This window comes from Muricauda sp. SCSIO 65647 (assembly GCF_021534965.1).
GTDB lineage: Bacteria > Bacteroidota > Bacteroidia > Flavobacteriales > Flavobacteriaceae > Flagellimonas_A.
This window is the reverse complement of record NZ_CP091037.1, coordinates 2,740,359-2,761,399: the sequence shown is the minus strand read 5'-3', so window position 1 is coordinate 2,761,399 and position 21,041 is coordinate 2,740,359. Positions and strand designations below refer to the sequence as shown.

The 21,041-nt window shown below is 41.6% G+C and carries 23 protein-coding genes; 14 read left to right on the top strand and 9 right to left on the bottom strand.

From position 1 onward, the window contains the following. The first annotated feature begins 194 nt into the window (after positions 1-194). The 8 genes from L0P89_RS12290 to L0P89_RS12255 all read left to right on the top strand — a co-directional run bounded on the left by L0P89_RS12290 (position 195) and on the right by L0P89_RS12255 (position 7,639). Positions 195-1,028: an alpha/beta fold hydrolase gene (locus tag L0P89_RS12290; RefSeq protein ID WP_235265389.1), complete on the top strand. Its 834-nt coding sequence runs from the start codon at positions 195-197 to the stop codon at positions 1,026-1,028. Positions 1,029-1,354: 326 nt separating this feature from the next. Then, entirely contained in the window at positions 1,355-1,948 is a 594-nt protein-coding gene (locus L0P89_RS12285) for a TetR/AcrR family transcriptional regulator (protein ID WP_235265388.1), read from the top strand. Between the two features lie 5 nt (positions 1,949-1,953). After that, on the top strand, positions 1,954-2,694 hold the full coding sequence (locus L0P89_RS12280; RefSeq protein ID WP_235265387.1) for an outer membrane lipoprotein-sorting protein: 741 nt from the start codon (positions 1,954-1,956) through the stop codon (positions 2,692-2,694). An 18-nt stretch (positions 2,695-2,712) separates the two neighbouring features. Then, a complete protein-coding gene (locus L0P89_RS12275) occupies positions 2,713-3,924 on the top strand; it encodes an ABC transporter permease (protein ID WP_262911451.1) in 1,212 nt (403 codons plus the stop codon). Positions 3,925-3,936: 12 nt separating this feature from the next. After that, on the top strand, positions 3,937-5,148 hold the full coding sequence (locus L0P89_RS12270; protein WP_235265386.1) for an ABC transporter permease: 1,212 nt from the start codon (positions 3,937-3,939) through the stop codon (positions 5,146-5,148). Positions 5,149-5,188: 40 nt separating this feature from the next. Then, complete coding sequence (locus L0P89_RS12265; protein ID WP_235265385.1) at positions 5,189-5,881, top strand: ABC transporter ATP-binding protein; 693 nt, start codon at positions 5,189-5,191, stop codon at positions 5,879-5,881. A gap of 143 nt (positions 5,882-6,024) precedes the next feature. Then, entirely contained in the window at positions 6,025-7,053 is a 1,029-nt protein-coding gene (locus tag L0P89_RS12260) for a hypothetical protein (protein ID WP_235265384.1), read from the top strand. Positions 7,054-7,204: 151 nt separating this feature from the next. After that, a complete protein-coding gene (locus tag L0P89_RS12255) occupies positions 7,205-7,639 on the top strand; it encodes a GNAT family N-acetyltransferase (protein WP_235265383.1) in 435 nt (144 codons plus the stop codon). A 151-nt stretch (positions 7,640-7,790) separates the two neighbouring features. Here the strand turns inward: L0P89_RS12255 and L0P89_RS12250 are convergent, their stop codons facing one another. The 6 genes from L0P89_RS12250 to L0P89_RS12225 all read right to left on the bottom strand — a co-directional run bounded on the left by L0P89_RS12250 (position 7,791) and on the right by L0P89_RS12225 (position 12,201). Continuing rightward, complete coding sequence (locus L0P89_RS12250) at positions 7,791-8,414, bottom strand: hypothetical protein (RefSeq protein ID WP_235265382.1); 624 nt, start codon at positions 8,412-8,414, stop codon at positions 7,791-7,793. A gap of 214 nt (positions 8,415-8,628) precedes the next feature. Beyond that, positions 8,629-8,904, bottom strand: a complete 276-nt coding sequence (locus tag L0P89_RS12245) for an ATP-dependent Clp protease adaptor ClpS (RefSeq protein WP_235268034.1) — start codon at positions 8,902-8,904, stop codon at positions 8,629-8,631. A 19-nt stretch (positions 8,905-8,923) separates the two neighbouring features. Continuing rightward, positions 8,924-9,775, bottom strand: coding sequence for a 50S ribosomal protein L11 methyltransferase (prmA, locus tag L0P89_RS12240; protein WP_235265381.1), 852 nt, complete (start codon positions 9,773-9,775; stop codon positions 8,924-8,926). Positions 9,776-9,804: 29 nt separating this feature from the next. Next, positions 9,805-10,554, bottom strand: coding sequence for a triose-phosphate isomerase (gene tpiA / locus L0P89_RS12235; protein WP_235265380.1), 750 nt, complete (start codon positions 10,552-10,554; stop codon positions 9,805-9,807). A 10-nt stretch (positions 10,555-10,564) separates the two neighbouring features. Beyond that, positions 10,565-11,659 carry a BT_3928 family protein gene (locus L0P89_RS12230; RefSeq protein ID WP_235265379.1) on the bottom strand — a complete coding sequence of 365 codons (1,095 nt, stop codon included), beginning with the start codon at positions 11,657-11,659 and terminating at the stop codon, positions 10,565-10,567. Continuing rightward, positions 11,656-12,201 (bottom strand): DUF1599 domain-containing protein, encoded by a 546-nt coding sequence (locus L0P89_RS12225; protein WP_235268033.1) that lies wholly within the window; start codon positions 12,199-12,201, stop codon positions 11,656-11,658. The genes L0P89_RS12230 and L0P89_RS12225 overlap by 4 nt, the downstream gene beginning before the upstream one ends. A gap of 90 nt (positions 12,202-12,291) precedes the next feature. On the opposite strand from L0P89_RS12225, the gene folP reads away from it, so the two are divergent. Genes folP through L0P89_RS12210 form a run of 3 tightly spaced genes read left to right on the top strand, consistent with a single transcriptional unit; the run spans position 12,292 to position 14,721 of the window. Next, on the top strand, positions 12,292-13,134 hold the full coding sequence (folP, locus tag L0P89_RS12220; RefSeq protein ID WP_235265378.1) for a dihydropteroate synthase: 843 nt from the start codon (positions 12,292-12,294) through the stop codon (positions 13,132-13,134). Positions 13,135-13,171: 37 nt separating this feature from the next. Then, positions 13,172-13,957 carry a diadenylate cyclase gene (locus tag L0P89_RS12215; protein WP_235265377.1) on the top strand — a complete coding sequence of 262 codons (786 nt, stop codon included), beginning with the start codon at positions 13,172-13,174 and terminating at the stop codon, positions 13,955-13,957. Further along, the gene (locus L0P89_RS12210; RefSeq protein WP_235265376.1) at positions 13,957-14,721 is read left to right on the top strand and encodes a DUF3667 domain-containing protein; all 765 of its coding nucleotides are present in this window, start codon (positions 13,957-13,959) and stop codon (positions 14,719-14,721) included. The genes L0P89_RS12215 and L0P89_RS12210 overlap by 1 nt, the downstream gene beginning before the upstream one ends. 2 nt (positions 14,722-14,723) lie before the next feature. Here the strand turns inward: L0P89_RS12210 and L0P89_RS12205 are convergent, their stop codons facing one another. Together L0P89_RS12205 and truA are read right to left on the bottom strand one after the other, a co-directional pair. After that, a complete protein-coding gene (locus L0P89_RS12205) occupies positions 14,724-16,496 on the bottom strand; it encodes an ABC transporter ATP-binding protein (RefSeq protein WP_235265375.1) in 1,773 nt (590 codons plus the stop codon). Then, the gene (gene truA / locus L0P89_RS12200) at positions 16,493-17,236 is read right to left on the bottom strand and encodes a tRNA pseudouridine(38-40) synthase TruA (protein WP_235265374.1); all 744 of its coding nucleotides are present in this window, start codon (positions 17,234-17,236) and stop codon (positions 16,493-16,495) included. The genes L0P89_RS12205 and truA overlap by 4 nt, the downstream gene beginning before the upstream one ends. A gap of 88 nt (positions 17,237-17,324) precedes the next feature. On the opposite strand from truA, the gene L0P89_RS12195 reads away from it, so the two are divergent. Beyond that, positions 17,325-17,819, top strand: a complete 495-nt coding sequence (locus L0P89_RS12195; RefSeq protein WP_235265373.1) for a metallophosphoesterase family protein — start codon at positions 17,325-17,327, stop codon at positions 17,817-17,819. 171 nt (positions 17,820-17,990) lie between these two features. Here the strand turns inward: L0P89_RS12195 and L0P89_RS12190 are convergent, their stop codons facing one another. Continuing rightward, positions 17,991-18,401: a DUF4293 domain-containing protein gene (locus L0P89_RS12190; protein ID WP_235265372.1), complete on the bottom strand. Its 411-nt coding sequence runs from the start codon at positions 18,399-18,401 to the stop codon at positions 17,991-17,993. A gap of 280 nt (positions 18,402-18,681) precedes the next feature. On the opposite strand from L0P89_RS12190, the gene rho reads away from it, so the two are divergent. Beyond that, positions 18,682-20,226, top strand: coding sequence for a transcription termination factor Rho (rho, locus tag L0P89_RS12185; protein ID WP_235265371.1), 1,545 nt, complete (start codon positions 18,682-18,684; stop codon positions 20,224-20,226). A 127-nt stretch (positions 20,227-20,353) separates the two neighbouring features. Further along, positions 20,354-21,040 carry a hypothetical protein gene (locus L0P89_RS12180; RefSeq protein WP_235265370.1) on the top strand — a complete coding sequence of 229 codons (687 nt, stop codon included), beginning with the start codon at positions 20,354-20,356 and terminating at the stop codon, positions 21,038-21,040. The last annotated feature ends 1 nt before the right edge of the window (position 21,041 follow it).

Genomic DNA, 21,041 nt, shown 5'->3' with positions numbered 1-21,041 from the left:
TATTATCTGAAAGAATGAAATCTTAAGGAGGTCATTTTTTAAACGCTTGAATACAGTCAGGTATCTGACAGAACATTTCAAACCATTATAAAACCTCTCGAAACAAATGATTTGCGAAGTTTTTATTCTTTTCTGTGGAAGAAAGATAATCTTAAATCACCGGTACATATCGTTCACCTATGGCTAAAACGAAAGTGAAGAGTAAAGTAACAAGCACAAAGCTTGGGGATATTGAGTACCGTTCAATAGGTTCTGGTATTCCGGTGGTATTTGTACACGGAGGACATTCTAACTGCCATGAGACCCTTTGTCACAAAGGTTTTGATTTAAAAAAGTTTCGATTGATCACCCCCTCCCGTCCCGGTTACGGAAAGACTCCCTTGAGGGGTAATCAAACGCCACGCAAATCAGCGGCTTTGATTGCAGAATTGTTGGATTTTTTGTCGGTCGAACAGACAATTGTCTACGGTATTTCAGCAGGCGGGCCTACGGCAATCGAGTTGGCTGCCCAATATCCCAACAAAGTACATAAATTAATTCTGGCTTCTGCAGTTTCAAAAAAATGGCTTGATCAAAATGAAAGAATATATAAAACAGCTCGCTTCATATTCAATCCCAAAATTGAAAAATTGACCTGGGGAATGATTCGGTTCTTTTCAAGGATATTTCCCAAAGCGATGGCCAAGAGTTTTTTCGTCCAGTTTTCCATACATCCTATGGGAAAATTAAAAAGGGATGACATTCAAGAATTGGTTTCTGCCTTAAAACACTACAATTCTGGACAGGGTTTTTTAAATGATATTGATCAAGACCTTACCGATAATGTACTCGCAAAAGTCAAATGCCCCACACTGGTTATCCATAGCGAAAACGACAATTCTGTCCATTTGTCCCATGCCAGACACGCTCATAAAATGATTGAAAACTCAAAACTTGAAATTCTTCAGAATGAATGGGGACACCTGTTCTGGATTGGGGCCGATGCGATGGAATCCATTACAAAAACAATAAAGTATATCGATCGATAACATGTTGATAGACCACATTGAACCTGCTTAATACGGTGTATCATATCGAAAGTAAAACCAATAAGTGGTAAAAATAGAGTGAAGTGACCGGCACCATCCCCTATCGGCCTTCCATACCACTGATGGCCGAAATCGATGATCTGACCAATTTTCACATAGATTATTGCTACTGGCTTTAAGATATCCTCCCCTAAAACCTGTTTTCATTCTTCGCTTTACCCAAAATATGGCACCGGTCAGTCTTCTTGTTTTTTGTTAAATAATTCACAAAACCATTTTGTCAAACAAATATTTTTTAATTTTGACCAATCGTTCAATTTTAAAAAATGAGTCCTAGAACAAACGAGCAATTAGCTGCTCACAGAAAAGCAAAGCGGGAACAAATTGTTTCTGAAGCACTGCATTTATTTGCGACAAGAGGGTATTTCAATACCTCGATCAATGATATCGCGAAAGAGGTAAAGATGTCAAAAGGTCTTCTTTACAGCTATTTCGAAAATAAAGAACAACTGCTGAATGCGGCCATTGACTTCGCTTTGAAAGAGGCTACCGAGCTCAACTTATCCGAAGACCAATTAAGGGAGCTAGACCCCAAGGAAATCATCAGGGAGATGATTGAGGGCTTCTTCAAGGTGTTTGAAGAAAAGAAAGAGTTGTGGAGTCTTATCGTTTCTTTGGCCATACACGTGGGGTCCATACCATCGGTGCATCAAACAATTTCTACAGTGTACAAAGATCTGACCTTGCAACTACAAGAACTCTTTACGGGCATGGGCCATCATGACCCCGAAAACGAAGCTTTCAAACTTGGAGCCTTAATCGATGGCATAGGTATTCAATACATGGTTTTTGGTGAAAGCTATCCTTTGGACAAAATCAAAGAAAATATCATAAACGGTTATATGAACCCAAAAAAATGAGAGAAATGAAACTGAAGATATTGACTATACTTTTTTTGGCAGCGTCTTATTCATTCGGTCAAACCGCTGATGAAATTGTCAAAAAATCCGATGACAAATTACGGGGAACGTCTTCTTATACAGAATTGACCATCGATATCATTCGGCCAAAATGGTCAAAAGAAATGAAAATGAAAGGGTGGACCAGGGGTTCAGACCATTCCGTCTCGGTTATAACAAGTCCTGCAAAAGAAAAGGGGACAGTTTTTCTAATGCGGGAAAAAGAGGTTTGGAATTACCTTCTTACCATTGAGAGAACGGTTAAGTTTCCACCCTCCATGATGTTACAAAATTGGATGGGAACCGACCTGACCAATGATGATCTGATCAAACAATCTTCTTTGGTAACCGATTACACCAAGAAAATCATTGATGAAGAAGAGAAAGAGGGTTACCCCTGCTGGAAAATTGAACTGGCTCCAAAACCCAATGCCGCTGTCGTTTGGGGAAAAATTATCATATGGATCGACAAAAAGGAGTACATGCAAATGCAGATAGACTACTATGATGAAGATATGTTTTTGGTGAATCAGATGGTCGGATCAAAGGTCAAGACATTTGACGGGAAGCTACTCCCCTCAAAACTGACAGTCACGCCCGTCGACAAACCAGGGCAATCTACGGTGATTACTTACAACCAGTGGAAGTTTGATATGGATATTCCAGACGAATACTTTACCACCAATTACATGAAGCGTATCCACTAATACTTAAATGGCAGAATAGTGATTCTAAAAATTGCCTGGCGAAATATTTGGCGAAACAAAAAAAGAAGTGTCATTACGGCCGCTTCCATCTTGATTGCAGTATTCCTCTCCCTAATGATGCGATCTGTGCAATTAGGGACTTATAAAAGCATGATAGACAATGTAGTGGGTTCGTATACAGGATATATTCAGATACACGAAAATGGGTATTGGGACAAACGTTCCATAGATAAGGCGGTGGTCATGACCGATAGTTTGATGCATAAAGTGTCAAACACCAAAGGTGTTGAGGCATTGTTGCCACGCTTGGAAAACTATGGGTTACTATCGGTGGGAGACCTCACCAAGGTAATAGCGCTAAACGGATTAGACTTTGAAAAAGAGCAAAAGCTACAGGATATCGGGTCTAAGCTGGTACAGGGCACACTTCCCAAAAAACCAAAAGACATCATCATAGGAAAAGGAGTGGCGTCTTATTTTAAAGCAGGTGTCAGAGACACCGTGGTGTTTATGGGACAGGGGTACCACGGTATGTTGGCAGCCGATAAATTTCAAGTTTCAGGGATTTTGGATTTTAAAAATCCGACACTGAACAAGACTACGGCATTAATGTCTTTGAATGATGCCCAAAATCTATTCAGTGCTAACGGAATAGCCACAAGCCTGGTAATAGACAAAGAGAACAATGCCCGCCTGAAGTCATTGCAAGCAGCTATTTCAAGTAAGTTGGACGACAGCTACGAAATCATGAACTGGCAAGAAATGATGCCCGAACTGCAACAAACCATTCTGGCCGACAGTATTGGTGGATTGTTGATGGTGGCCATTCTTTATATGATTCTCATCTTCGGAATCTTTGGTACCGTGCTCATGATGACCCAAGAGCGAAAATATGAATTCGGTGTGTTGGTCTCAATAGGTATGAAAAAGGGGAAGTTGATGCTCATGGTGTTTATGGAAACCATTATTTTATCACTGCTGGGGGTACTGGCAGGCGTGCTTCTGGCCTATCCCATCATGTTGTGGAAACACTATGATCCCTTGGTACTACCCGGTACAGAAGCTGAAATGATGGAAACCTTTGGTTTCAGTGCCGAAATCCCCTTTTACATACAGCCTGATCTTCCGTTGGTACACACATCACTTATTTTTTCCATCGCCCTGCTCGTTTCCCTTTACCCTATCGCAATCATCAAAAAACTCAGACCCCTGGAAGCGATGAGGGGCTAAAACAGTACAACAATGAAAACATTACTACGCATAGCATGGAGGAACGTTTGGAGAAACAAGCTCCGTAGCAGTATCGTTATAGCTTCCATAGTTTTGGGCATATGGTCGGGGCTGTTCATCATGGCCATGGCAGCAGGATTGAACGAACAGCGCTTAAAAAGTTCGATTGACTCTTATCTGTCGCACATTCAAGTGCACAATCCGGGTTTTCTTGAAAATTTTGATAAAAAGGATACCATTGTCGACAGCAGATCCATTTTGAACGAAATAGATACCATGAGGCACGTAAAGGCGTACTCTAAACGTCTGGTACTGCAGGGTATGGCATCTACGGCCCATGGCAACTACGGCGTCAAGATCATGGGTATATTTCCCAAAGAAGAAAGAAATGTCACCGACATTTCCCAAAAACTGGTAGAAGGATCCTATTTGTACAAACTAAAGAGAAATCCGATTGTTATCGGTCAGAAACTGGCCGATAAATTAGGGGCAAAGATCAACTCGAAGGTCGTACTCAACTTTCTAGATGCCAGCAATAATACAATATCGACCAGTTTCAGGGTCGAAGGAATCTTCAAAACCGTAAACAGTTCATTTGACGAGAGAAATGTCTTTGTAAAGTATACTGATTTGGCCCCCGGGATCGGCTTGACAGGCAACTATCATGAGATTGCTATTCTGTGCGATGATATAAAGCAAACGGTGCCCGTTAAAAATAGCATCGGTACAGACAACAAAGTGGAAAGCTGGGATGAAATCTCACCAGAATTGGGTTATGCACAAAAGACCATGAGCAATTTCATCTACATCTTTATGGGCATCATTTTACTGGCACTGACTTTTGGGATTGTCAACACCATGCTCATGGCGGTTTTGGAACGCAAGCGCGAACTAGGCATGTTATTGTCAGTTGGCATGGATAGAAGAAAGGTATTCGCCATGATCATTCTAGAAACTTTTTTCTTGGCCCTGATAGCGGCCCCCATTGGAATGCTATTATCAATTTGGGCAATTGAATATTTTGGAATCAACGGCATTGATCTTTCTGCCGTTGGCAAAGGGCTGGAGAGCTTCGGAATGGGATCAAGATTATATACAAAGCTACCATCCGTACTGTATTTGAATATTACGTTGATGACGCTGGTCGTGGCCCTTATCGCGGCAGTGGTGCCGGCAAGAAGGGCTTTGAGATTGAACCCAGCCGAAGCTGTGAAGGCCATTTAATAAAGGTTTGAACCTGAATTATCACTTAAAGAGAAACAAAATGGATGTTATTAAAACAGAAAATCTGAAAAAGGTCTATAACGAGGGCAAGGGAAATGAGGTGCGCGCATTAAACAGTCTGTCATTGACTGTGGGCAAAGGTGAGTTCACAGCTATTGTTGGCCCCTCTGGATCGGGCAAAAGTACCTTGCTCAATATTATCGGTGGTCTAGACAAGCCCGACTCGGGAAATGTATTTGTCGATGAAGTCGACATTATGGCATTGGAAGAAAATGAACGGATCAATTTCAGATTACAGAATATTGGCTTTGTGTTTCAGGCTTACAATTTGATTCCTGTGCTCAACGCCAAAGAGAATATAGGTTTCATTATGCTTTTGCAGCATGAACCACAAGAAACAATCGATGAACGGGTCGAAGAATTGCTTAGATCGGTTGGCTTGGAAAACCAGGCACAAAAGCGCCCCAATGAAATGAGCGGAGGCCAACAACAGCGTATTGCCGTAGCGAGGGCATTGGCATCCCGGCCCAAATTTGTCCTGGCCGATGAACCAACGGCCAATTTAGATTCAAAATCCACATCTGCCCTTTTGGATATCATGGAACAACTTAATGAAAGAGAGGGGATCACCTTCATTTTTTCCACACATGACCAAAGGGTCATTGACCGAGCCCGTCGAGTGGTAACATTGGAAGACGGAAAAATCATAGAAGATATTTTACAATCAAATTGATACCTAAAAGGCACATACTATCTTATGTTTTGATTTTTGCATCGCTGGTTGGGTTGGTGGCACAAGAAAAACAAAGTTGGGCTTCAGACCATTTGGCCCTATCTGGGTACGTTAAATTTTTGAATACGTCAAGTTTCACTTCGTTGGATAGTATCGCCAACGATAACCTGATCCATAACCGAACGAATTTCAAAGTATACGCCAATGATAATATAACATTGGCACTCGAATTGCGCAATAGATTGTTCTGGGGCACCTCGGTCAGGTCAATGCCCGACTTTGCCTCAACTGTAAAGAGCCCCAATCAAGATATAGATCTTGATGCCCTATTGTTCAATGAGCCGGCAATCTTAATGCTTTCGACCATAGACCGCTTGTATGTGGACTATCATAAAGGAAAATGGCAATTGGTCGTAGGTCGTCAGCGCATAAATTGGGGAAAAAACTTGGTTTGGAACCCCAACGATCTTTTCAATGCCTACAATTTTTTAGACTTTGATTATGAAGAACGTCCGGGAGCCGATGCCCTAAGGGCGAAGTATTTTACTTCAGGAAATTCCAGTCTGGAATTTGCGATCAGTTATGCTGACACATGGAAAAATAATACGTTGGCCCTGAAGTATAATTTCAATAAACATCAATACGACTTTCAACTCATAGCGGCCAAGTTTTTGAATGATTTTACGTTGGGAATGGGTTGGGAAGGTGTTATCAAGGATATGGGCTTCAAGGGCGAGCTGAGTTATTTTATACCGAATGACCGCTCTGAAGGGAATAATTCTTTTGTAGGATCCATTTCATTCGATTACTACTTCGTTAACGATATGTCCGTCAATATATCCACACTTTATAATAGCAATGGAACGGGCGATAATGATTTTTTTGGTGGTTCACTGATGGCCAATGCAACCATAGATGCCAAAAACTTAATGCCGAACAAGTGGTCTTTGTTTGGTCAGTTTTCAAAGACTTTTACGCCGGCAATTACAGGATCATTGGCTTCCATCTATGCCGTTGATCTGAACTCAGTCTTCCTGACACCGCAATTTGCCTATAACATTTCCCAAAACTGGGACTTCGATGTTACGGGTCAAATTTTCTATGGAAAACAAGAGAATGAATTTAAAAATTTAGGAAACAGCATATTCCTAAGATTCAGATATAGCTTTTAAAAAATGAAACTATTCTTCAACACTACACATTATGCTGTGCCAGAATGGTGAATTTGTGTTGGGTTGAGCAATGACCGGGGGGCAGATTTAGAGATCCCCCTGGTCATTAAGAAAAGAAATATCAAAAAAATAAGAATAAAAATCATCAGGTATGGAAATGACAATTGAACAAGGTGCAAAGTTGCGAATTGAAAAACGCCCTCCTACCCAGAAAGAGTACCAATCTTTAAGAAGTCAATACAATTGGTATACCCTTGAAAATCAATTTACAAAAGCCGCTTTCGGAAAAGAAGTGTATAGTGTTGTGGTTTTAGATGGCCCCAATGTGATAGGAATGGGAAGGGTTGTGGGTGATGGGGCCATCTATTTTACTATACAGGATATTATAGTTCACCCAAACTACAACAACAAAAGTGTGAGCAGACTGATTATGGGCCAAATTGAAGCCTATTTTGAAACAATAGCCTCACGACACGCCTATATTGGCTTAGTAGCGACAAGTGAAACAAGAGAATTTTATGAAAAATATGGGTTTACAGAACGCAAGACCAAAAATTATGAAATGTTCAAAATCTTAATGCGCTGAAATTAAATGAATGATATTCCCGAATGGTTTTTAGCATTATATCGCTAATGCCATTCAAGAATCAAAGTTTATGGAAAAAGAATTTTAAACCACTTAAAATCAAATGGTTAGAATTGCCAAAACACCTAGCTTACAAGAAACCATAGTCTGGTCATTCGACCATAGGAACACTGTCTTTTTTGAAAGCAGTGTCTGCACTGTCAAGTTTTTCTTCTGACAATGTCAGGTTCTCTCCCCTACTTTGGTTCTCTTCCAAGTCTTTTAGCCTTTTCTCAAACTCTTCTTTGGTGATATAGTCATCTTCAAAAAAAGAATTCTTGAGAATGCTGGACAACGCAAACAAAAAACTGAAAGCTACCGCAAAAATCAAAAGAAAGAGCAACCTTCTCTCTTTCTTATAAGAGGCCTTTTTTGAATCTGTCATTACCGCCTTCTCTTTATTGGTCAGTCTTCGGTTGTTGGATAGATGTTCAAAGAAAGTATCCCACTTTTCCTCCTCCCTGATATAAAGATCGGTAAAACCGCCCTCCTCCATAAAATCTGCTGTACTCGGAGTTGAGGCGAGCATAAATATCTTGGCGCCATTGCCGCTCATGACATCCAACAAGTCAGCATCATAGTCAATGATTTCAGTAACGAGCCCATGAACATATTCAAGGCTATAATTGGGCCGTAAGAACTCATCGTACAGCAACTGTACCTCAAAGTAGTCATCACGATCAGCAGCGTACTCTAAAAACCTATCCTTCAGTTCAGCCTTAAAAAATTCACTCATTTCAAATCGGGGGAGTTAGCTCTTGGCTAATTTAATCGAAATCACCTATTGATTATGACACCATAAAAAAGAAAAAGGATTTTTTTAAGTTTATTGAAGAATTTGATAAACCTTGGCAAAACAATTGAAGGGTTTTGTGAAAAATAGCCTCATCGGCTATTACATATGGCCCAAAAGACCTAAAAAAGGGAGGGGTTGGTACAGTTTTCCCAGGTTAAACGATTTCAGCGCTCAGACCTGCCTGTAATAATTTGGTGCAACGTGGCTTTAGATCGTCATACGCTCCCGTTTTGACCGTGCATTTGCCATTGTAATGTACAATAAGCGAACATTGTTCGGCTTGCTCTGGGGTATGGTCACAAACATCTATCAGGGTACTGATAACATGGTCAAAAGTATTGACATCGTCATTGAAGAGCACGATTTCATTTTGCTTGACCGTTTCTTCATCCAATAATATATCTTCTGATATTTTCTCTTTGGTGCCCATCAGATATGTATTATCATTTCTAAAATACATATTTTGCCGCAACCCAATTATTTCTTTCCAGATTTTTTTTGAAGTTTAACGCATATTCACAGCACTTTTTTGTAATCATCGGCATATCTGTGTTGTAAAATCCACTCATTACCAAGATTCCTTCCGAATCTAAGCACGCTGCATATATCGAAATGTCTTCCAATAAAACATTACGATTGATATTCGCCAATATCACGTCGTACTTTCGGTCTTTCAGAAGGGCAGCATCACCTTCAAAAGCATTGATTCGCTTACAATTGTTTCTTTGAATGTTCTCTTGGGTATTGGTATAGCTCCAAATATCAATGTCGATGGCATCAATGGCCTTGGCCCCTCTTTTTTCGGCCATGATGGCCAAAACACCTGTACCACAGCCCATATCCAAAACTGTTTTGTTCTCTAGGTCAAGTTCCAGCAAAAACGCCAACATCATGTAGGTGGTTTCATGGTGACCCGTGCCAAAACTCATTTTGGGTTCGATGATGATTTCGTACGGTACATTCTTAGACTTATGAAAAGGGGCCCGTACATGGCACGTATCGTTTATGGAAATGGGGTGAAAGTCCTTTTCCCATTCGGCATTCCAGTTTTTTTGGGCAATTTCCCTTTTTGACCAGGTGATTTCAAATTCAGGATTGGAAAATATATAAAGACTCGAAAAGCGCGACGCCTCAAAATCACCTCTAGGTATATAGGCCAAAAGGCCTTGATCCGTTTCTACAAAACTCTCAAAACCTATCCCTGAAAGCTCTGCGACCAGTATATCTGTGGCAGGCTGTAGCGGGTCGACCACAAAATCAAGTTCTAAATACGTTTGGCCTTTTTCCGTTTGGAAGGACATGGCAACTGCTTACTAGCTACATCTAAAAACTAAATGGCCTTGATGATCTCGATAAAATCATCTGCTTTGAGCGACGCTCCGCCGATAAGTCCGCCATCAACATCGGGCTTTGAAAAAATCTCCTCGGCGTTGCTCGGCTTTACACTGCCACCATAGAGAACAGTGACATTTTGTGCCACCGAAGCTCCATATTTTTCATCAATGGTCTTTCTTATGAAAGCGTGCATTTCTTGTGCCTGCTCTGGGGTTGCGGTCTCACCGGTACCTATCGCCCAAACCGGCTCGTAGGCCAAAACGATTTTTTGCCAAGCATTGGCATCGAGATGAAAAAGCGCGTTCTTCAACTGGCCCTCGACCACGGCAAAATGTCTGCCTGCTTGCCGTTCTTGCAACTCTTCGCCAAAACAAAAGATTATCCTCATGTTCTTTGCCATAGCGGTATCTACCTTTTTGGCAAGAAAATCATCGGTTTCTCCAAAAAGGGAGCGCCTTTCAGAATGGCCCAAGATTACCGTGTCGATGCCGATGTCAAGCAACATATCAGCAGCTATTTCACCCGTGAAGGCACCATTTTCCGCAAAATGCATGTTTTGGGCGGCCACCTGAATGACCGAAGACGCTAAATTACTCACGGCTGTGGCCAAGTTCACAAAAGTTGGGGCCACAATAATTTCGGCTTCAGTATCGGGGCGTTTTGCCGATAGTTCGGCCAAGAGGGCTTCCGTTTCCTTTAGGGTCTTGTTCATTTTCCAGTTGCCGGCGACTATTTTACTTCTCATAAGTGTTTTTTTATAATTTGAGTTCTTCGATATCGTTAACATGTACTTTCTGCAAAATGGTGCCCTTGCCCAACACCAATATCCCAGGATTTGACCTTACAATGGTCTTCAAGGCCGTTTCATCGGTAAAGTGGAATTCAAAATTCAAATCATAGCCCTTGATGACCTGTGCTTTCAAATCATCGTTTGAGGCAGACATACCGATTACCGTGTATCCCTTTTCAATAGCTTTGTCGGTCATTATTTTGACCTCTTGAAAGGCTTCAAGCTCGCTCTTCGCAAGGTTGTAGGCAATGACCATCACCAACTTTTCTTCTTCCAGCAATTCAGGTGCGTAATCGACACCTCCTTTCTCAATGGTGAAATCGTGAATCGGTGGTTCGTAGCCTTCTTGAATTTCTGTTGTTTCCACTCCTATAAATTCTCCCTCCACTGAAGGATAATCACCATTGGTCACCACGGTTTTTTCTACCCCATCTACCTTGAACCTCCACGCATATTCGTAAATAGGCTTTGGAGCATCTTCTGGTATGGTCATTCCCTCTTGAATGTTCGCACCTATTTTATAGGGCCTGAAATCAACCGCCGGAAGATGGTTCAATACGTAGTAACAAAACAAGGTGCAGGCCAACAGTGAAAAAGCGATCAATAGCATATTGGCCTTTCGTGGCAAAAACGATTTTATATACTTATCGCCAATGACCAAAATGACTATAAAAATCAGTAAGAGAACATCTTTGCCAAATGATTCCCAAGGTGTCAGTTTTATGGCATCACCAAAGCAACCACAATCGGTCACTTTGTTGAAATAAGCCGAATAGAAGGTCAGAAAGGTAAAAAACACGATCATGGCCAACAGGTTATATACCGTAAGTTTTGGCTTATACCCTATCAAAAGCATCACTCCCAATAGCACCTCGAGAATGACCACAAATATTGAAATCGCCAAAGCATAAGGCTCAAGAAAAGGTAGGTTGAGAACACCTTGGCTAAAATATTCTTCGAGCTTGAATGAAAAACCCAGAGGGTCGTTCAATTTTATGAGACCACTGATGATGAACAGTATGCCCACAAAGATTCTGGAAAAAATGACCAAGTATCTCATGATTCGGCTTCCATTAGGTGAATCAGGGCAAAAATCGCATAGTTTATGATGTCTTGATAATTCGCATCGATGCCCTCACTCACCAATGTTTCACCCTCATTGTCCTCGATTTGCTTGATCCTCAGTAACTTTTGCAAAATCAAATCGGTCAGTGAACTGATGCGCAGCTCACGCCAAGCCTCACCGTAGTCATGGTTCTTGGCCTCCATCAATTTTTTGGTCGTTGCGGCCATTTTATCATATAGCTTCAAGGTTTCAGCAGTATTCAGATCGGGTTGGTCAACAACACCTTTCTCTAATTGTATCAATGCCATCAGAGAATAGTTGACAATGCCGATAAATTCTGAACGCTCATCTTCATCAATCTTGCGAATCTCGTTTTCTTGGAGGCTTCTGATGCGCTGTGCCTTGATAAAAATCTGATCGGTCAACGAAGGCAACCGTAATATGCGCCATGCCGAACCATAGTCTTGACCCTTTTTTTTGAAGAGATCACGGCATTGGCCCATCACTTTATCGTACTGTTCTGAGGTAACCGACATCATATCACCTTAATTTGTGTAATTTTCGTTGACAAAAGGGCTCAAAAACCCTCGCCAAAGATAAACAAACCCGTAAAAGAAGTTACCGAGATGACCATAAACTGTAAAGGCCAACTTATAGACCTTTCCCGACCAAGGGCAATGGGAATTCTCAATCTTACCCCTGATTCTTTTTATGACGTAGGAAAATTTACCACCAACAAAGCTATTCTCTCACAAGTCGAAAAAATGTTGTCTGATGGGGCTACTTTCATCGATGCGGGCGCTTATAGCTCAAGGCCCAATGCTTCGCATGTTTCCGAAAGGGAAGAATTAAAAAGGATTGTCTCAACGGTCGAAGGAATTCTTCGGGAGTTTCCCGAATCACTGGTATCAATCGACACCTTTCGAAGTAAAGTAGCCGCTGAATGCTTGGAAGCCGGGGCGGCCATCATCAACGATATTTCAGCCGGAAGTCTTGATGACAAGATGTTCGATACGGTTGCAAAGTACCAAGTGCCCATGATTTTGATGCATATGAGGGGTAATCCGCAGAACATGCTCAACAATACCCAGTACGACAACTTGGTCAAAGAGGTAATCCATTATTTTTCTCAAAAGATTGCCCTGGCCCGATCAAAAAAGATCAACGATGTCATTATCGATCCGGGATTCGGTTTTTCAAAAACCTTGCAACAAAACTACCGGTTGCTTTCACAAATAGAGTTGTTGCACCATTTAAAAGCCCCTATATTGATAGGGGTAAGCAGAAAGTCAATGGTCTATAAGCTTTTGGAAACGCAACCCCGAGAGGCTCTTAACGGTTCCACTTCTGTGCATACCACAGCACTTTTAAAAGGGGCGCAGATACTACGGGTGCACGATGTGAAAGAAGCGGTCGAATGTATTAAAATCATAAAAGAGATCAAGGCTCAAAACAGTATGTTGCCTTAAACCCATTTTTGTTAATTTTACAAAAACACATCCGCGGTTGGACTTTCTTAATTTTCTAGAATTCAAAATTACCGATGTCATTGACATCTTTCTTGTCGCCGTTCTCCTCTATTATATCTACAAACTGGTCAAAGGTACGGTAGCCATCAACATTTTTATTGGTATAGTGATCGTTTGGGCCCTTTGGAAATTGACCGAACTATTGCAAATGAAAATGATCAGCAGCATGGTTGGCGGTTTTATGAATATCGGTCTAATTGCACTGATCATCGTATTTCAGCAAGAGATCAGAAAGTTTTTGCTATTGATCGGGTCTACCAATTTTGCCAGAAAAAGAGGCTTTATGAGGCACTTCAAGTTCTTAAAGCAAGATGCGCTATCCTTAGAGACCAATGTCGATGCCATTATAGGTGCCTGTAAGAACATGGGCATGAGCAAAACCGGTGCCATTATTGTCATTGAGCGCAGCAATAGTCTTGATTTTGTCAAATCTAGCGGTGACAAAATGAGCATCGAGGTTACCCAACCCATCATTGAAAGTATCTTTTTCAAGAATAGTCCACTGCATGATGGGGCGGCCATTGTACAAGACAACTATATAACGGCCACCCGTGTGATTTTGCCCGTTTCCAATGAGCGCAACATTCCACTTCGTTTTGGCCTACGACATCGGGCAGCTGTCGGCATCACCGAAAAAACGGATGCTATTTGCCTAGTGGTCAGCGAAGAGACCGGACTGATCTCTTATATCAAAAACGGTGAGTTTGTATTATATAAAGGTTTGGATGATTTGACCGAGAAAATCAAAAGAGATTTGGCCTGATGAAGTGTAAAACTTGTGAGAGTTCACTTAGAACAGACTTTAGTTTTTGCCCGACCTGTGGTGGAAAAATCATCCGCAATCGTCTTACGCTGCGCAATATATGGCAAGATTTAAGCTTCCAGGTCTTTAATCTAGACAATACACTTTTCAAAACATTCAAACATCTTTTCTCACGACCAGAGGTGGTGATAAACAGCTTTATTGCCGGAGCCCGTAAAAAATATATGAATCCGGTTAGTTATTTTGCAATTGCCATTACGCTTTCAGGGATTCTGTTTTTCATTTTGCGCAATGTATATCATATAAACCTTACGCAAAACAGTTTCTCAGACTCGAAGACTCCAAATATGGACTTTATATTTGATTATCAGGGACTTTTGTCCTATTTAATCATGCCCATATATGCACTCTTGACATGGATATTATTTCTGGACCTGAAAAAATTAAACTATACCGAACATTTGGTGGCCAACGCGTATATAACGGCCCAAGTCTCATTTGTTCAAGTATTGGCTTGCTTACCTCTTTTCGGGCTTTTCGATATTAGATACGACCTATTTAATTGGCTCTTTTTACTTATCTCCGTTGCTTATCAGTTTTTTGTGTTTAAAAAGATTCACCAAATTGGTATTGGAAGCATTGTTTTAAGGGCAATAGGGTATTTATTCATGGTATTGATCGTAATGCTTACCGTTGGTGTCTTGATAGGTATTCTTGCTATCTTGACAGGAAAGATCGATATCAAAGATTTTGCGCCAAAATAGTACTAAGCCACCTCTTCGACCATAAACTGGGCTTCGTACAGGTCGCGGTAATAGCCCCCTCTTTTGAGCAGTTCTTTGTGGGTACCCATTTCGACGATCTTGCCAGCATCCATCACCAAGATCTTATCGGCCCTTTTGATGGTCGCCAGTCTATGGGCAATGATGATACTGGTGCGGCCTTGGGTAATTCTGTCAGTGGCCTGTTGTATCAGTTGTTCTGAATACGTATCAACTGAGGAAGTGGCCTCATCGAGTACCAAAATACTCGGATTACTGACATAGGCCCTCAAAAAGGCTATCAACTGTCGTTGGCCACTTGAAAGCATCGTGCCCCTTTCCTTGACATTGTATTCATATCCACCCGGAAGGCTCGAAACAAATTCATGCACCCCAATTTGCTTAGCGGCATCTTCGATCTGGGCCAAACTTATTGAATCGTCCCTAAGCGAAATATTGTTGGCAATGGTATCGGCAAAAAGAAATACATCTTGTAACACCACAGCAATATTAGAGCGCAACGCTTTCAATGAATATTCACGTAGATCGACTCCATCGACCAATATGGCACCGGCGTTTATTTCATAAAAACGGTTGAGCAGGTTGATAATGGTCGATTTGCCGGCACCAGTGGCACCAACAATGGCCACGGTCTCCCCAGCTTTTGCCTCAAAGGAAACCCCATGCAGTACTTCTTCATTCTCCACATATCCAAAACGCACCTCAGAAAAGGTAATATTGCCAAGTACCTTTTCAATTTCATAACTGCCGGTATCGGCGATATGACTCTGGGTATCCAAAATCTTAAAGACACGATTGGCGGCCACCATACCCATTTGAAGGGTATTAAACTTATCTGCGATCTGCCGAAGTGGTCTGAAAAGCATGCTTGAAAGCAAAATGAACGAAAAGATGGTGCCATATTCTTCTGCCGAGACATTTGATACATTTTGCAATCCTCCGAACCAAACAATGAGTCCGACCGTAATGGAAGAGACAATCTCAGCCACTGGAAAGAATATCGAATTGTACCAAACCGTTTTCAGCCATGCGTTTTGGTGTTTTTCATTTATCGCCCTGAATTTTTCCTTTTCAATCTTTTCACGGTTGAACAAATGCACGATTTTCATACCTGCCAAACGCTCTTGGACGAATGAGTTAAGATTGGCCACTTGGGCGCGCACCTCTATAAAGGCTACTTTCATGGCCTGTTGAAAAAGACGGGTAGCGTACAAGATAACGGGCAATACCCCAAAAACGATAAGGGCAAGTTTCCAGTTCATGATCAACATAATGGCCGCGACCACGAACATCTTCAATAAATCGGCCACGATCACAAAAAAACCTTGGCTGAAAATCTCACCGATACGCTGCATATCAGCCACCGCCCGTGTGACCAAAACTCCGATCGATGAGGTGTCGAAATACCCCATCTTGAATTTCGTCATATGTGCAAAGAGCCTGATACGAATATCTTTTATGACCGATTCACCCAACCAATTTGCATAATAATTGAACAGCAATTGGCAAACCACTTCACCTACCAGTACACCCAGCATGGCCATGATCAAAAACTGCAACCGTTCCAAATCTTTGTCAGTGATGGCGGTATCAACAATATCTCCAACAATGATGGGGGTCAACACGGCAAAAGCAGACAACAAAATAGCCACCAACGCCACTCCGACAAATGTCAACCGGTAGGGTTTGGTATGCTGAAACACCCTTTTGAAGAGTCTAAAATCAAAGGCTTTGCCCAATTCAGCTTCCACACTCATAAGTAAATGGTTTCTGGGTATGTTATCTTGGTCAAATATAAACCTTTTGCTGGCACCGATACACCTGCTTTTCCACGGTCTCTGCTTTCAATTATGGGCCTTATGCCCTCAGGTTCCATTCTACCCATGCCTACTTCCAGCAAAGTACCCACAATGGCACGTACCATGTTTCGCAAAAATCTATCGGCCGTAATGGTAAATACGGGTTTTTCTTCCCTTTTTTCCCAAAAGGCCTGCTTTATCTGGCATATGAAGGTTTTCACATCGGTGTTCGATTTTGAAAAACACTCGAAATCATCATACTCCATCATAATAGATGCCGCTTTGTTCATGTCATCGAGGTTCAATGGAGACCAAACAAAATGGGCCGTATCTTTATAGAAGGGATTTTTTTTCTGGACTATCCAATACTCGTAGGTTCGTTCTTTTGCATCGAAACGGGCATGGGCCTCTTCGGTCACTTGAAAAATTTCACCAACAGCAATATCGTCTGGCAAGAAACTGTTCAGACGCTGCACCAATTCTTCCGCTTTCAGTGTTGTGTTCACATCAAAATGGGCAAACATCTCTTTGGCATGTACCCCCGTATCGGTACGCCCAGCCCCAATAACCGAAATCTCTTGCCGCGACAAGGTACAAAGTGCCCGTTCAAGCACTTGCTGAACGGTTATGGCATTGGGTTGGTTTTGCCAGCCATGATAGGCTTTTCCGAAGTAGGCGAAACGGATGAAATATCTCAAACGAAACGTTTATTTTTAGCGGCTTAAAGATACTTCAAACCCGAGCAAGCATGACAGAAACCCTTTTTTTTAGCATATTTTTAGCGTTATGACAAAGATTTTGCTGCTCTCTGATACGCATGGTCACATCGATGAGGCCATTCTGAAGTATGCGAAACAGGCCGATGAAATATGGCATGCAGGTGATATCGGCGATTTGTCGGTTACCGACAAGTTAAAACAATTGAAACCAGTGCGCGGTGTTTTTGGTAACATCGACAATCATGTCATCCAGAAAGAATTTCCTGAGCACAACCGGTTTTTCTGTGAAAAGGTAGCGGTATGGATCACACACATTGGGGGGTATCCAGGAAATTACAACATGAGGGTCAGGGAAGATATCAGAAAGAACCCACCAAGGTTATTTATATCTGGGCATTCACATATATTAAAAGTGATGAACGACAAAAAATTGGGACTGTTACACATGAATCCGGGTGCTTGTGGCAGGCAAGGTTTTCACAAAATACGCACCATGTTACGGTTTGTGATCGATGGCGAAAGTATAACGGATCTTGAAGTTATCGAGCTCGGAAAAAGATAATATGCGAATACTTATTCTTCTATAAGAAAAAATCAAAAAATCTTATTGTCCACTTCGACCACACCGATCCTCTTCCAAATTCTAAGAGTGGGCAAACTTTAGGCCATAACACAAAAAAATCCCGATGGTTACCATCGGGATTTTCGCACTAATACTACTAAGATGTTAGGTTCAACGCAATCGATCGACAGATTTTACAAGATCTTCATCCTTTTTGATGGCCCTGTTCGCCAAGACCAGAAAAACGATAGAAAATACAGGAATCAGCATCCCAATACCCTTCTCAGAAATGGTGTTTTCTCCGGATAAGTTTAGTGATCGGTAAACGAAAAATCCTAGTAAAAAAAGGTTCAATATGATGTTCAATCTGTTCACCACAAATTGATTTTGTCTTTTTTTGTACATGAAAATTGCCAAAACCGCCAATAATGCCGAAGCATAAAAGGCCATACCCATAAAAATATCGTCGCGTACAAATATGGTCTTGCCGTCGGCATCGACCCAAAGGCTCAGAAAAAAAGAAGCGACCCCGCCTAAAAGGGCCACCATCAACATGTATAACGTCTGAACTCTTTGAATCATTGTTCAATCAAATTACAGACCGCAAAAATAAATGTCTTTTTATCCATTTAAAAATTTTTGTCCATAATGTTGGTGCAAAATCATCAGGTAAAAGAAGGTGATCAAAGCAGTGTGCATAGGTGCATTTGCTCAAAAACATGTATTGTTCAAAAATAATTCGTATTATTGTACCGTTATTGACTTGTATACTTACCCAGGGAATACTTTCCCACCGTAATACCCAAATAACAACTACTTCATAATTCAATTACGAAATAAAGTCTAATATATTCATTGATTAATGTTTGAGATTTCCGATCTAAAGGCAAAAAAGCTTCCTGAACTGCAGGAAATTGCCAAAGAATTGAACGTACCCAAGTTCAAGACCATGAAAAAGCTTGATCTCGTCTATCAAATTTTAGATGTTCAGGCCTCCAACCCAAAAGCGGTAAAAGAATCAGTAGTGGCAGAAGAGAAAAGAGAGCCACGAAAGCGCCAGCAGAGAACTGCTGAGCAGAGCCCAAAAAAAGCTGAAAAGACAGAAAAGGACGATGCTACCAACGAGGGTGATCAAAAGGTTCAAAGACATAAAAAAGACCATCGACAAAATGGCCATCAAAAGAACCAAAGCAGAAAAAGCGGTCACACACACCATCGCAATGGCCAAGACAAAAAGAACAGCAATTTTGATAAAGATCTAAAAAACCGATATAAAGAGCCCGAATTTGAATTTGATAGCATCATTCAAAGTGAGGGTGTACTTGACATCATGCAAGATGGTTATGGTTTTTTGAGATCCTCTGACTACAACTACCTTTCATCGCCCGATGATATTTATGTCTCACAATCCCAAATTCGACTATTTGGCCTTAAGACCGGTGATACGGTTCTAGGAAATGTTCGGCCACCAAAAGAAGGTGAAAAGTACTTTCCACTGATTAAAGTGAACAAAATCAATGGGTTGGATCCCCAAGTTGTTCGTGACAGGGTCTCTTTCGAGCATTTGACACCACTTTTCCCAAGGGAAAAATTCAATATAGCCGAAAGACAAAGTACGATTTCGACCCGTATTATGGACCTTTTCTCACCTATTGGAAAAGGACAACGGGGCATGATTGTATCGCAGCCCAAAACGGGAAAGACGATGTTGTTGAAAGATATTGCGAACGCTATTGCGGCAAACCACCCCGAGGTATATCAAATTATTCTGTTGATCGATGAACGCCCAGAAGAGGTGACCGATATGCAGCGAAATGTACGTGGTGAAGTGGTAGCCTCTACTTTTGACAAAGAGGCGACCGAGCATGTGCGTGTGGCGAATATTGTGATCGAAAAGGCAAAAAGATTGGTCGAATGCGGCCATGATGTGGTCATTCTATTAGACTCCATCACACGTTTGGCAAGAGCTTACAATACGGTTCAGCCTGCATCTGGTAAAGTATTGAGTGGTGGTGTGGATGCAAACGCTTTGCACAAACCAAAGCGTTTCTTTGGTGCGGCGAGAAATATTGAAAATGGCGGTTCATTGTCGATCATTGCCACAGCGTTGACCGAGACCGGCTCAAAAATGGATGAGGTTATCTTTGAAGAATTCAAGGGTACGGGCAATATGGAACTGCAACTCGACCGTCGTATCAGTAACCGTAGAATTTTCCCCGCCATCGACCTGATTTCTTCATCTACAAGACGTGACGACCTGTTACTCGACGAAAATACCATTCAGCGTATGTGGATCATGAGAAAATATTTGGCTGACATGAACCCTGTTGAGGCAATGGAGTTTATGGAACAACGTATCAAACAGACCAAAAACAACGAAGAGTTTCTATTGACCATGAATGAATAAAACATAACAATCTATACAATTTTGAACCCCAACTATACTCTAGTTGGGGTTTCTTCTTCATCATATAGGCATAAAAACCATATCTTTAAGGAGGTTTCTTTTAACTAAAATCTAAAAATCAACAACCATGAAACACTCCAAACAACTACTTATCGGGCTTTTTGCCGTTTTGTTGCTATCAGCCATTTCTTGCAAGGACAAAGAGAGGGAAAACAATGACGAAAAGCCTAGGGAAGAAGAACCCAAGACCCAAGAAGTTGAGGCCCCTGACGGAATCATTTCGATAGATAGCGCCAAGTCTATTTACGACAATTATACCGAAAACCGGGCCGGCATCATCAAAGAGTATGAGCACAGAACCCGTCAGAGTCCAGATTTCGAAGTGGCCCGATTTGTAGATTTCGATTACGCAACCATTAAACAGTATATCGCCTTTGTTGACCAAGAAGCCGAAAAGGCAGGGGTTGAAAAAGTGACCAAGCTCCGCATTTATTTCGCCAATTACCCCGACAAGGAACTGTTTGATGGCAAAAAAGTGGTACACCCAAAGCAGAACACTGTTTTTTTGGTGCCGACTTTGCATGAAGATGGACAGAACTATGGTTTTTTCATCGGGCCTGATGGCAAAGTCGAGCTTATCAAAAATGCGGTTGGAGCAAAAGCTCAGGGTATGGGCGATGCTTCTGAACCGACCACAAAATCATATGCAGGTTTCGCTCCGAGTTTTTCGGCATCGCCGATCATGTTCCAAGGAGGTCAAAGTTTTAATTTAAATAGTGGACACGGTGGTCCTCCTCCTACAGGAGATTATTAGT